This window comes from Paracidovorax wautersii, assembly GCF_031453675.1.
Classification (GTDB): domain Bacteria; phylum Pseudomonadota; class Gammaproteobacteria; order Burkholderiales; family Burkholderiaceae_C; genus Paracidovorax.
On record NZ_JAVIZX010000001.1, the window covers coordinates 881789 to 894251 of the forward strand.

At 70.6% G+C, this 12463-nt stretch carries 9 protein-coding genes; 6 read left to right on the plus strand and 3 right to left on the minus strand.

What is annotated here, in order from left to right; translation table 11 throughout:
- The first annotated feature begins 229 nt into the window (after positions 1-229).
- Positions 230-730 carry a hypothetical protein gene (locus tag QE399_RS04065; RefSeq protein ID WP_309826399.1) on the plus strand — a complete coding sequence of 167 codons (501 nt, stop codon included), beginning with the start codon at positions 230-232 and terminating at the stop codon, positions 728-730.
- Positions 731-761: 31 nt separating this feature from the next.
- Here the strand turns inward: QE399_RS04065 and recG are convergent, their stop codons facing one another.
- Positions 762-2996: an ATP-dependent DNA helicase RecG gene (gene recG / locus QE399_RS04070; RefSeq protein WP_309826401.1), complete on the minus strand. Its 2235-nt coding sequence runs from the start codon at positions 2994-2996 to the stop codon at positions 762-764.
- A 109-nt stretch (positions 2997-3105) separates the two neighbouring features.
- Between recG and QE399_RS04075 the strand changes: the two genes are divergently transcribed.
- The 4 genes from QE399_RS04075 to QE399_RS04090 all read left to right on the plus strand — a co-directional run bounded on the left by QE399_RS04075 (position 3106) and on the right by QE399_RS04090 (position 7948).
- Positions 3106-4386 carry a cyclic di-GMP phosphodiesterase gene (locus QE399_RS04075; protein WP_309826402.1) on the plus strand — a complete coding sequence of 427 codons (1281 nt, stop codon included), beginning with the start codon at positions 3106-3108 and terminating at the stop codon, positions 4384-4386.
- Between the two features lie 413 nt (positions 4387-4799).
- Positions 4800-5777, plus strand: a complete 978-nt coding sequence (locus tag QE399_RS04080) for a Bug family tripartite tricarboxylate transporter substrate binding protein (RefSeq protein ID WP_309826403.1) — start codon at positions 4800-4802, stop codon at positions 5775-5777.
- Between the two features lie 105 nt (positions 5778-5882).
- Positions 5883-6980 (plus strand): tRNA preQ1(34) S-adenosylmethionine ribosyltransferase-isomerase QueA, encoded by a 1098-nt coding sequence (gene queA, locus QE399_RS04085; protein WP_309826405.1) that lies wholly within the window; start codon positions 5883-5885, stop codon positions 6978-6980.
- Positions 6981-7048: 68 nt separating this feature from the next.
- Positions 7049-7948 (plus strand): DMT family transporter, encoded by a 900-nt coding sequence (locus QE399_RS04090; protein ID WP_309831924.1) that lies wholly within the window; start codon positions 7049-7051, stop codon positions 7946-7948.
- Between the two features lie 333 nt (positions 7949-8281).
- Here the strand turns inward: QE399_RS04090 and QE399_RS04095 are convergent, their stop codons facing one another.
- The gene (locus QE399_RS04095; RefSeq protein ID WP_309826407.1) at positions 8282-9889 is read right to left on the minus strand and encodes a gamma-glutamyltransferase family protein; all 1608 of its coding nucleotides are present in this window, start codon (positions 9887-9889) and stop codon (positions 8282-8284) included.
- Between the two features lie 240 nt (positions 9890-10129).
- Positions 10130-11068: a Bug family tripartite tricarboxylate transporter substrate binding protein gene (locus tag QE399_RS04100; protein ID WP_309831926.1), complete on the minus strand. Its 939-nt coding sequence runs from the start codon at positions 11066-11068 to the stop codon at positions 10130-10132.
- A gap of 245 nt (positions 11069-11313) precedes the next feature.
- Here QE399_RS04100 and QE399_RS04105 point away from each other — a divergent pair, with 245 nt between their 5' ends.
- Positions 11314-12231 (plus strand): LysR family transcriptional regulator, encoded by a 918-nt coding sequence (locus QE399_RS04105; RefSeq protein ID WP_309826410.1) that lies wholly within the window; start codon positions 11314-11316, stop codon positions 12229-12231.
- The last annotated feature ends 232 nt before the right edge of the window (positions 12232-12463 follow it).

Consider the following 12463-nt stretch of genomic DNA (forward strand, 5'->3'; position numbering starts at 1 on the left):
GGCAACGCCACACGGCCGCCAGCCCACGCTGGCTGTACCGCCCTTCGCCCCAGGCCCATGGAGTCCCACGGCGCCTTGCGCCTTGTCAGCCCCGTGACCGGAGAGCCGCGCCGACGGTGCCTGATGCCCTTACCATCGGCGGCCGCATGCACGCAGGTGCGGCGTTTACAGAGCCGGGCCGGCCACGCGCGCACCCAGGCTCCATACCAACCAAGAGAGGGAGATTCCAATGAAACGATCGTATTTCGCCTGCATGGCGCTGGTGGCCGCCGCGGCTCTGACGGCCTGTGGCGGCGGAGGTGGCGACGACGGCGGCAGCAATGACCCGCGCGCCGATGCCATCGACAAGTATGTGGGCACGTGGAGCAATTGCTTCGCCGACAGCGGCGTGTCCGCCCGCCTCACGGCCACGTTCACCAAGACCTCGGCCACCGCCGGCAACTACACGCTGACGGCCGTGGGCTACCCCAGCACCAACTGCACCGGCACCAGCCCCGCCGGCGCCTCGAGCACGGACACCGGCACGGCCGCGCTGCAAGGCACCAAGGCCATCGGCGCGGAAACCGTGGACAGGATCCTCTTCACCAGCCCCACCCAGGGCCAGGACAAGCAGGTGGCGGTGATCCGCAACCAGCAACTGGTGCTGGGGCTGTCTGCCGACGACGGCGGCGCGGTCGACGCGGAGGGCTACCCCAACACGCTGGACAACGTTGTTCTGCTCAAGCAGTAAGCACCTGTTCTGTGAACGCCCGCCGGCGGCCTCACGCCTTCAGGAAATCCGACTTCCCCCCCAGCCAGCGCTGCACATGGCGTTCGGCCAGGGCGGGGTAGCGGTCCAGCATCACCGGCGCCAGTTCGCGCGCCCATTCCAGCAGAACCGTGTCGGTCGCCAGATCGGCGAAGCGCAGCAGCGCGTCGCCCGACTGCCGCGCGCCCAGGAATTCGCCCGGCCCGCGGATGTCCAGATCGCGCCGGGCGATCTCGAAGCCGTCGTTGGTCTCGGCCATGGCCTTGAGGCGGTCGCGCGCGGTCTCGCCCAGGCGGCCGCTGTCGTTGGTCGAATACAGCAGCACGCAGGCCGATGCCGCAGCGCCCCGACCCACGCGCCCGCGCAGCTGGTGGAGCTGGCTGAGGCCGAAGCGCTCGGCATGTTCGATCACCATCAGCGAGGCGTTGGGCACATCCACCCCCACCTCGATCACCGTCGTGCTGACCAGCACCCCCATCTGGCCGCCCTTGAACAGCTCCATCACCGCCTTCTTCTCGGCGCTGGGCATGCGCGAGTGCAGCAGGCCGACCGCCACGCCGGGCAGGGCCTCACTCAGGTCGGCGTGGGTGGCCGTGGCGTTGGACAGGTCCAGCGCCTCGCTCTCTTCGATCAGCGGGCACACCCAGTACACCTGCCGGCCGCCGGCCACCTGCGCGCCGATGCGTTCGATGACTTCGTCCTTGCGGCTGTCGGCAATCAGCTTGGTGACGATGGGCGTGCGGCCGGGCGGCAGCTCGTCGATGGTGGAGACGTCCAGGTCGGCGTAGTAGCTCATGGCCAGCGTGCGCGGGATGGGCGTCGCGCTCATCATCAGCAGGTGCGGCTCCATCGCAACCGTCTGCCCCCACGCTCCGCCGCTGCGCGGGTCACTGCCCCCCGAGGGGGCTGCATCGCCTTGGGGCGGCCCGGCGACGATGCCTGCGCCCAGCTTCTTGCGCAGCGCCAGCCGCTGGGCCACGCCGAAGCGGTGCTGCTCGTCGATCACGGCCAGGGCGAGGTTTCTGAACTGCACCTGGTCCTGGATGACGGCGTGCGTGCCCACGACCAGGGCCGCCTCGCCGCTCTCGACCAGCGCCAGCATGGCCGCGCGCTCCTTCTTTTTCTGACCGCCGGCCAGCCAGGCCACCTTCTTGCCGTGCGCAGCCAGCAGCGGCTCCAGCCAGCCGATGAGCTTGGCGAAGTGCTGCTCGGCCAGGATTTCGGTGGGCGCCATCAGCGCGCACTGCCAGCCCGCGTCCATGCACACGGCGGCCGCCAGGGCGGCCACCACCGTCTTGCCTGAACCCACGTCGCCCTGCAGCAGCCGGTGCATGGGCACGGGCCGCGCCAGGTCGCGGGCGATCTCCTCGCCCACGCGGCGCTGGGCGCCGGTCAGGCCGAAGGGCAGCACCGCCAGCAGCTGTTCATGCAGGGGCGCGGCAGCGCCGCCGGCCTGCGGGCGCAGCACGGGCGCCCGCAAGCGGTCGCGCTCGCGCTTGGACTGCTGCTGCGACAGCTGCTGGGCCAGCAGCTCCTCGGCCTTCAGGCGCTGCCAGGCAGGATGGCTGTGGTCCTGCAGCGTGGCCAGGGCGACGTCGGGTGTGGGGTGGTGCAAAAAAGTGAGCGCCTCGCGCAGATTCCATAAGCGCTGCAGGCCGTTTTGGCCATAAGCCCGCGCCACCGGCGGCTCCACGCCCGGCGGCAGCGTCTCGGACAGGTCTACGCGCAGCAGCGCGCCCACCACCGCCCGCCGCAGGTAGGCCTGGGGCAACTGCGCCACGGTGGGGTAGACGGGCGTCAGCGCCGCCGGCAGCTCGCCGCCGGCCAGGCGGAAGGCCGGGTGCAGCATCTGCCGCCCCCAGAAGCCGCCCTTGATCTCCCCGCGCACGCGCAGGCGCGCGCCCACCGACAGCGTCTTCTGGTGCGAGGGGTAGAAGCTGAAGAAGCGCAGCTCGCAGTTGCCGGTGTCGTCCTCCACCGTCACCACCAGCTGGCGGCGCGGGCGCATCTGGATATCGGACGAGACGACCGTGGCCTCGATCTGCACCGTGTCGCCGTCGCGCGCGTTGCGGATCGGGGTGATGCGGGTCTCGTCCTCGTAGCGCAGCGGCAGGTGCAGCGCCAGGTCGATGTCGCGCGTCAGGCCGAGCTTGTGCAGCGCCTTCTGGGCCGGGCTCGGGGCCTTGGCAGGCGGGCGCGCGGCCGCGGCGCCGCCCGGAATGGCAGGGACGCTACGGGCGGGCGGCATGGATCGTGGAATCTGTGAAAAAGGACAGCGCCGGCATGGACGGAAAAGGCTACCATGGCGCCGCGCTCCCGGGACCCTGCGGGCGCATTCCGTCCTCTCGCCTTCGATCATGCTCAAGCGCATCCATGTCCAGCATCTGTCCCTCGGCATGTACCTGCACCAGTTCTGCGGCTCATGGATGGACCACCCGTTCTGGAAAGCCGGGTTCGTCATCAAGGAGCCGAAGGATCTCGCGCGCATCCTGGGCAGCGGCATCCAGGAGGTGTGGATCGACGTGGCACGCGGCCTGGACGTGGCCGGCGGAGTCGCCTCCACCAGCCGGGCCGAGGCCGACGCCCAGATCGAGACCGACTTCGCCACCCTGCAGGACCTGCCGCCCCCGCCGCCTGCCGCCCCCGAGCCGCTGACGCCCCCCCGCTCCCGGAATCGCGCCCCTGCCACCATGCAGGCCGAGCTGCACGCCGCTGCGGGCATCTGCGTGCAGGCCAAGCAGGCCATGGTGTCGATGTTCACCGAGGCGCGCATGGGCCGTGCCGTGGAGACCGCCAGCGCCCAGGCCCTGGTGGACGAGATCGCGGACTCCGTCGCCCGCAACGCGAGCGCCCTCATCAGCCTGGCCCGGCTCAAGACGGCGGACGACTACACCTACATGCATTCGGTAGCCGTGTGCGCGCTGATGATCGCGCTGGCGCGCCAGATCGGGCTGGACGAGGCGCAGACGCGCACCGCCGGCATGGCCGGGCTGCTGCACGATATCGGCAAGGCGGCGATTCCGCTGTCAGTGCTGAACAAGCCCGGCCGGCTCACCGACGAAGAATTCACCGTGGTGCGCAGCCACCCCGAACGCGGCTGGCGCATGCTGCAGGCGGCCGGCGGCGTGGAGGAGGCCGTGATGGACGCCTGCCTGCACCACCACGAGAAGGTCGACGGGACGGGCTACCCCCACCGCCTGGCGAAAGACCAGATCAGCCTGGTGGCGCGCATGGCGGCCATCTGCGACGTGTACGACGCCATCACCTCCGACCGGCCCTACAAGCGCGGCTGGGATCCGTCCGAGTCCCTGCGCCGCATGGCCGAATGGAGCCGCGACCATTTCGACGCGCGGCTGTTCCAGGCGTTCGTGAAGAGCATCGGCATCTACCCCGTGGGCTCGCTGGTGCGGCTGACCTCGGGCCGCATCGGGGTGGTCACGGAGCAGGGCGCGGGCTCGCTGACCGCTCCGCGCGTCAAGGTGTTTTTCTCCACCCGCTCCGGCATGCGCATTCCGCCCGAGGTGCTCGACCTGGCCGCGCCCGGCTGCGCCGAGAAGATCGTCGCGCGGGAAGACCCCGACCAGTGGCGCTTTCCCGATCTGGCGCAGCTGTGGACCGGGGCGCCGCACGAGGCCTGAGAACGTGTTGACGATCTCCCTGGGGCCGCGCAGTGACGTTTGCGGGATGGGATGCAAGGCGCGGTATGCCGCCAATAGCTCGGCTATTGGCAAGTGCCGCAACGCCGCAGACCGCCCGCAAACGCCACTGCCCGAAGGGTTGGAGCGAAATCGGGCGATTGAACGCCTCGAATGCTTGCATGGGCATGAGCCCATGCGGCGCATCCGAGACATCCACTCATTCCGATTGCGCTTCAACGCGGCCCCTGCGAGATCGTCAACACGTTCTGAGGCCCGGCCACGGCGCGCCCCATTCCGGAGCCGGAGCAGCCCGCGGCGGCCGTCGGCCATGAACCGCCGGAGCCCCGCGACGCGCCGGCACTGGAGGGCACGATTTCTGCATGGGCGGGTGTTCCTTCATTCCGGACACCGACATGACCCGCTTTCACACGACGCGCCGCAGCGTGCTCCAGGCCCTCGGCGCGGGCGCTGCGGCGTTCGCGCTGCCGGCGCGCGCGCAATGGCCTGACAAACCGATCAAGATCATCGTGACCTTTCCGCCCGGCGGGGGCAGCGACGTCGTCGCGCGGCTGATGGCCGAGCAGCTGGCGAAGAAGCTGGGGCAGCCGGTCGTGGTCGACAACAAGCCCGGGGCGGGCGGCACCATCGGCGGCGCCCTGGTTGCAGCCTCGCCGGCCGACGGCTACACCCTCATGCTGTCCAACACCACGCCGATCGCCCTGGGTCCGTTCACCGTCGAGAAGCAGCCCTACGATCCCCTGACCGCCTTCACGCACGTGGCCTCGCTGGGGGGCGCGCCGCTCGTGGTCATGGCCAGCAAGCCGTCGGGCATCAAGAGCTTTGCCGAGTTCGAAGCGGCGGCGCGCAAGGCCGGGCCGATGGACTTCGGTTCGGGCGGGCCCGGCTCCGTCGGCCACATCCACGGCGAGCTGATGAAGAAGGCGCTCGGGATCAACCTGGTGCACGTGCCGTACCGGGGCGGTGCACCCATGACCACCGACCTGATCGCCAACACGATCCCGATCGGCATCGACGTCGTCACCGCCTACGTGCCCTTCTTCAAGAGCGGCCAGCTGGTGCCGCTGGCCGTCACCGGCGCGCAGCGTTCGCCGCTACTGCCGGACGTTCCCTCCGTCACGGAACTGAACCGGCCCACGCTGGTGCTGGAGAATTTCTTCGGCCTGTCCGGCCCGGCCCGGCTCCCGTCCGACATCACGGCCCGGCTGCATGCCGCGTGCAACGAGGTGCTGGTGCTGCCCGAGGTCCAGAAACGCCTGATCGACCTCGGCATCGTCGCCCGGCCCGAGACCACGGCTGCGTTCGAAGCCCTCGTCAAGGCCCAGGTCGGCACCTTCGAGCCGGCGGTGAAAGGCGCCGGCATCCGGCTGTAGCGGCAGCGGCCCGCGCACGGGCGTGGGACAATCCGGCATCCGACGGCGCCCTGCAGGCGCCGTTTCCGTTTTCTCCTTGGCACGGGCCTGTCAGGCCCTCAAGACATGTCGACCCCTGCCCGCACCTTCACGCTCAGCGACTTCGATTTCGAACTGCCCCCGCAGCTCATCGCCCAACACCCCGCCGCCGAACGCAGCGCCTCGCGCCTGCTCGACGGCCGCGCCACCGATCCGGTGGACCGCATCTTCCGCGAGCTGCCCGATCTGCTGCAGCCGGGCGACCTGCTGGTCTTCAACGACACGCGCGTGGTCAAGGCCCGGGTGTTCGGCGAGAAATCGAGCGGCGGCAAGGTGGAGCTGCTGATCGAGCGCGTGCTGGTCGGCGGCACCGGCAACGAGGTCGTGGCCCACATGAAGGTCAGCAAGAAGCCCCAGCTGGGCGGTGTGCTGCACATGGCCGGCGGCGCACGCGCCGGCGGCTTCGACGCCACGCTGCTGTCGCGCTGGCCCGATGCGGACGGCCCGCTGTTCCGCTTCGCCCTGGCCAGCGCCGACAGCGCCAGCCCCCACGATCTGATGGAGCGCCACGGCCACATGCCGCTGCCGCCCTACATCGAACGCCAGCAGCAGGCCGGCGACGATCCCGACGCCGCCGAGGACGCGCAGCGCTACCAGACCGTGTTCGCCCGCGCGCCCGGCGCCGTGGCCGCGCCCACGGCCGCCCTGCACTTCGACGACGGCGTGCTGGCCCGCCTGGCCGAGCGCGGCATCGAGCGCGCCAGCGTCACGCTGCATGTGGGCGCCGGCACCTTCCAGCCGGTCAAGACCGAGAACCTGGCCGAGCACCGCATGCACAGCGAGTGGTACGAAGTGCCCCTGCCCACGCTGGCCGCGCTGGAGCGCTGCCGCCAGCGCGGGGGCCGCGTGATCGCCGTGGGCACCACCACCGTGCGCACGCTGGAGTCGTGGGCGCAGAGCGGCCAGGCCACGGGCGACACCAGCATCTTCATCACCCCGGGCTTTGCCTTCCAGGTGGTGGACCTGCTGCTCACCAACTTCCACCTGCCCAAGAGCACGCTGATGATGCTGGTGAGCGCCCTCTCGGGCTACGAGCACGTCATGGGCCTGTACCGCCACGCCATCCGCCAGGGCTACCGCTTCTTCAGCTACGGCGACGCGATGCTGCTGGAACGGCGCGGCTGAGCGGCCCCTGCGCGCGCATGAACAGCACCACCGCTGACGCCGACGACCCCGCAGCGACGGCCGCAGCCATGCAAGCCACCGCCGCCGCCACGCTGGCCCAGCGCCGGCGGCAAGGCGCGCTGGCCGGCATCGGCCTTACCGTGACGGCGTGCGCCTGCTTTGCCCTGCTGGACACCGCCACCAAGTTCGTCAGCGCGGCGGTGCCGCTGTTCATGGCGCTGTGGTGGCGCTACCTGATCCAGTCGGTGCTGACCACCGCCTTCGTGCTGCACCGCGAGGGCATGGGCGCCCTGCGCACCACGCAGCCGCGCTTCCAGGCGCTGCGCGCCGCGCTGTTCGCAGCCACCAGCCTGTTCGGGTTCTTCAGCATCCAGCACCTGCCGCTGGCCGAGTTCACCGCCATCGTGGCGACCACGCCGCTGTGCGTGACGCTGGTGGCCGCGCTGTGGCTGCACCAGCCCGTGAGCGCGCTGCGCTGGGCGCTGGTGGCCGCCGGCATGGCGGGCACGCTGGCCATCATCCGGCCCGGGGGCGAGTCCTTCACCTGGGCCATGCTGCTGCCGCTGTGCCTGCTGGTGACGGGCACCGGCTACCAGGTCCTCAGCAGCAAGATGGCCGGCAAGGAAAGCCCCGCCACCACGCAGCTCTACACGGGCTGGCTGGCGACGGCGCTGGTGTCGCTGGGCGTGCCGTTCGCGTGGACGCAGATCGCCGACCCGTGGCTATGGGGCGGCCTGTTCGTGATGGGGCTCACCAGCGCGCTGGGCCACATGTTCCTGCTGAAGGCGTATGCGCGCACCACGCCGGCCACGATCGCGCCGTTCCTGTACTCGCAGATCGGCTTTGCGATGCTGGCCGGCTGGCTGCTGTACGACCACATGCCGGACGGCTGGTCCCTGGCGGGCATGGCCGCCATCGCCGCCAGCGGCGCGCTGAGCGCGTGGCTCACGGTGCGTGAGACGCGCTAGCCGCCCACTACCAAAATAATAGCTGCATGCGCTTATCCAGTAAGCGCTACAGCCCGATTTTGCTCAGAACGTGTTTACGATCTCCCAGGGGTCGCGCAGCAGTGTGGGCGGGAGGGGATGCAAGGCGCGGTGCGCAGTGGATAGCACGGCTATCCACCAGCGCCGCAACGCCGCAGGCCGCCCGCCCACGCCGCTGCCCTTCGGGTTGGAGCGAAATCGGGCGATTGGACGCCCCGGCTGCTTGCATGGGCACAAGCCCATGCGGCGCACCCGAAGCATCCACTCATCCCGATCGCGCTCCAACGCGACCCCTGCGAGATCGCAAACACGTTCTTAGAACGCGACGGCGTGGCCGTCCTTGCGCGGGTCCGAGCCGGCCACGTAATGGTCGCCGTCGCGCAGCACCAGCTGGGCGCCGCCGAAGGCGAAGACGCCATTGCCCTCCTCCACCGTCACCTCGTGGCCCATGGCGCGCAGCGCCTGGACGACGGCGGGGTCGAAGCCCGGCTCCACCGCCACGCCCTTGCCGCCCGTCACGCGCCAGCGCGGCGCATCCGCCGCGGCCTGGGGGTTCTGGCCGTAGCGCAGCACGCGCAGCGCCATCTGCGTGTGGCCCTGGCTCTGCATGGGGCCGCCCATCACGCCGAAAGCCATCTGCGGCGTGCCGTCGGCATGCATGGCGAACGCGGGAATGATGGTGTGCGAGGGGCGCTTGCGCGGCGCCACCTGGTTGGCATGGCCGGCCTGCGTGGTGAAGCCGTGGCCCCGGTTCTGCAGGCTGATGCCCGTGCCCGGCACCACCACGCCCGAGCCGAAGCCCATGTAGTTGGACTGGATGAACGAGACCATCATCCCGGACGCGTCCGCCGCCGCCAGGTACACCGTGCCGCCCGGGCGCGGGGCGCCGTAGGCCGGGTCGCCCGCCTGGGCGGTGTCGATGAGCGCGGCGCGCTCGGCCAGGTACGCCGGGTCCAGCAGCTGCGCAGGGGTCACGTCCATGTGGTCGATGTCGGCGTTGTACTGGTGCAGGTCGGCAAACGCGAGCTTCATCGCCTCGACGCTGGCGTGCACGGTCTCCACGCTGTCGAGCGCGTGGGCGCCCACGCCGCGCGCGTCGAGCATGCCCAGCGCCATCAGCGCGGCGATGCCCTGGCCGTTGGGCGGGATCTCGTGGATCACCGAGTCGCCGAAGCGCTGGCTCACCGTGCCCACCCAGTCGGCCTGGTGGGCGGCCAGGTCCTCGACCGTCATGGCGCCGCCGTGGGCCTGGGAATGCGCGGCCATCTTCTCGGCCAGCTCGCCCCGGTAGAAGGCCTCGCCTTCGGTGGCGGCGATCAGCTCCAGCGTGCGCGCATGCGCCTCGCTGCGGAAGATCTCGCCCGCCTTCGGCACCCGGCAATCGGGCATGAAGCACTCGGCAAAACCGGGCTGCTGGCCCAGCTTGGCGGCGCCCAGCGCCCACAGCCGCGCGATGGTGGGCGACACGGGGAAGCCGTTGCGGGCGTAGTCGATGGCGGGCTCGGCCAGCTTGGCGAATGGCAGCTTGCCCAGGCGCTTGGACAAAGCCACCCAGGCCGACACCGCGCCCGGCACGGTGATGGCGTTCCAGCCCATCTCCGGAATGCCGCCGAGCTTCTCGAAGTACTCCGGCGTCCACGCGGCCGGCGAGCGGCCGGAGGCATTGAGGCCATGCAGCTCCTTGCCATCCCAGACGATGGCAAACCCATCGCTGCCCAGGCCGCAGCCCGTGGGCTCGACCACGGTGAGCGCCATGGCGGCGGCAATCGCGGCATCCACCGCGTTGCCGCCTGCCAGCAGCATCCGCAGCCCCGCCTGCGCCGCCAGCGGCTGCGAGGCGGACACCACGTTGCGCCCCATCACCGCGCTGCGGTTGGAGGCATAGGGAAGGGACCAGTCGAGAGTTTTGGCGTTGTCTTGCATGAGGTTGTCTCCTATGAGGTGGGTAGCGGTGCGACGTCGCGTCGGGTGGTACGGGTTCGTACTGCCGAGTGAAACCATGCAACAAGCCTCAAGCGACTGTCACACGGCCACCCGTCGAAAGGCTGCGGAGCAGGCCAAGCCAGTGCACCCGCGGAACGGGCTTGGCCAGGCCGCTGGGTGCGTCCCCCTTCCCGGCAAAGCCGAGAGAAGGGGGAAGCGGCGCAGCCGCTCAGGGGGTTGTCACTCTAGGGTTATTTTGTGCTGCTTGATCACACCCGCCCAGCGCGCGCTGTCGGTCTGCACCATGGCGTTGAACTGCGCCGGCGTGCTGGGCGCCGCGGGCTCCACGCCCAGCTTGGCCAGGCTGTCGACCACCTCGGGCGACTGCACAGCCTTGGTGAAAGCCTTGTGCACACGCTCCACCAGCGCGGGCGGCGCACCGGCGGGCAGGTAAACGCCAAACCAGGTCACCGACGAGAAGCCGGGCAGGCCCGACTCGGCCAGTGTGGGCAGGTCGGGCGCGAGGGCGCTGCGCTTGGCGCTGGTCACGGCCAGGGCGCGCAGGCGGCCGCTCTTCACATGCGGCATGCCGGTGGGCAGCGAGTCGAACAGCACATGCACCTGTCCGGTCACCAGATCGGGAATCGCCAGCGCCGTGCCCTTGTAGGGCACATGGGCCATGTCGATGCCGGCCTGCGCGGCGAAGGCGGCCGTGTTCAGGTGCACGATGGTGCCGTTGCCGCTGGTGGCGTAGTTGAGCTTGCCGGGGTGGGCTTTGGCATAGGCGATCAGCTCGCCCACCGTCTTGACGGGCAGCGAGTTGGTCACCAGCAGCACGCTGGGCGCATCGGCCACGTGGGCGACGGGCGTGAAGTCCTTGCGCGGGTCGTAGGCCAGCCTGGGCAGCAGGTGGGGCGAGATGGCGTGCGTGCTGCTGGTGGTGAGCAGCAGCGTGTAGCCGTCCGGCGCGGCCTTGGCAGCCTCGGCCGCGCCGATGGTGCCGCCGGCGCCGGGCTTGTTGTCCACGACGAACTGCTGGCCCAGCTCCTGGCCCACACGCTGCGTGACCACGCGGGCCACCAGATCGGTCGCGCCGCTCGCCGGGAACGGCACGACCACGCGCACCGGGTGGGTCGGCCACGAAGGCGCCTGGGCGTGGGCACCCGTGGCGGCGGCCATCCACACGGCCAGCACGGAAAGAAAACGACGCATGAAAAGCTCCGGTAGAAAGGAAGAAGAGCGCCCAGGGCGCACGCAGAAGGCCCCGGAAACCGGCGGCCTCTTTCGTCCAACGGCGGCCATCTTAGAAAGCCGGGCGGGCACTGACCACCAGCAAACGGGCAAACCGGTTTGCCGTAGCGGCAAAGCAGCCGCATACTCGACCGGCTTCCCGGCAAATCGCAACGCCTTCGCCCTCTTCCACCATGCGCGCCCAATTCCTGCAGGACACCGCCCTGCGCTACTTTCTGGAGGTGGCGCGCAGCGGCTCGCTCACCGAGGCGTCCACGCGCCTGCATGTCGCCGCCTCGGCGCTGAGCCGGCAGATTGCCGGGCTGGAGTCGCAGCTGGGTACGCCCCTGTTCGAGCGCCATCCGCGCGGCATGGTGCTGACGGCGTCCGGCGAGGTTCTGGCCGCCCACGCGCGGCGCACCTTTCTGGACGCCGAACGCGCGCTGGGCGAGATCAACGCGCTGCAGGGCCTGCATGCCGGCCAGGTGCGGCTGGCTACGTCCGACGCCTTTGCCAACGAACTCATCCCGCGCCTGTGCGTGGAGTTCCAGCGGGCGTACTCGGGCATCGAGTTCAGCGTGCAGTCGCTGCCCACGCCCCAGGTGTCGGAGGCCGTGCGCGCCGGCGCGGCAGACATCGGACTGTGCTTCAGCCGCGCGCCGCAGAAGCACATCCAGGTGGCCTACCGCCAGAGCGCGCCCGTGATCGCCATCGTGCCGCCAGGCCATCCGCTGGCGGCCAGCCCGCACCTCACGCTGGCGCGCTTGGGCCAGTACGCGCTGGGCCTGCCGCCGCCGGAGACGGCCGTACGGCAGATGGTGGACATCGCCTGCAGCCGCCAAGGCCTGCACCTGTCGCCCGTGCTGGAAACCAACCACGCCAAGACGCTGCTGAACTTCGTCGCGCATGGCGGCGGCGTCTCGGTCTCCAGCGAGGTGAGCGCGCGCTACCTGGTGGCCGAGGGCCTGCTGGTGGCGCGGCCCCTGAAGGACCCGGGCATGGAACTGCGCGACATCGAGGTGCAGACCCTCACTGGCCGCAGCCTGCCCGTGGCGGCGCAGGCGTTTCTGCAACTGCTCACCCAGCGCCTGCCGCACGCCCAGCCCCCGTGAGCGGAGCCGCAGGGCGCCGTGGCGGCCGGCGAGGGACGGACGGCCTCACTGACAAGGCGTGTGCGCGGGCGTTTCGGTGCCCGGTGTGGTTCCCCAGTAGAGCGCCTGCCTGCCTGCCTGCCTGCCTGCCTGCCTGCCTGCCTGCCTGCCTGCCTGCCTGCCTGCCTGCCTGCCTGCCTGCCTGCCTGCCTGCCTGCCTGCCTGCCTGCCTGCCTGCAGCGGCGCACTGCAG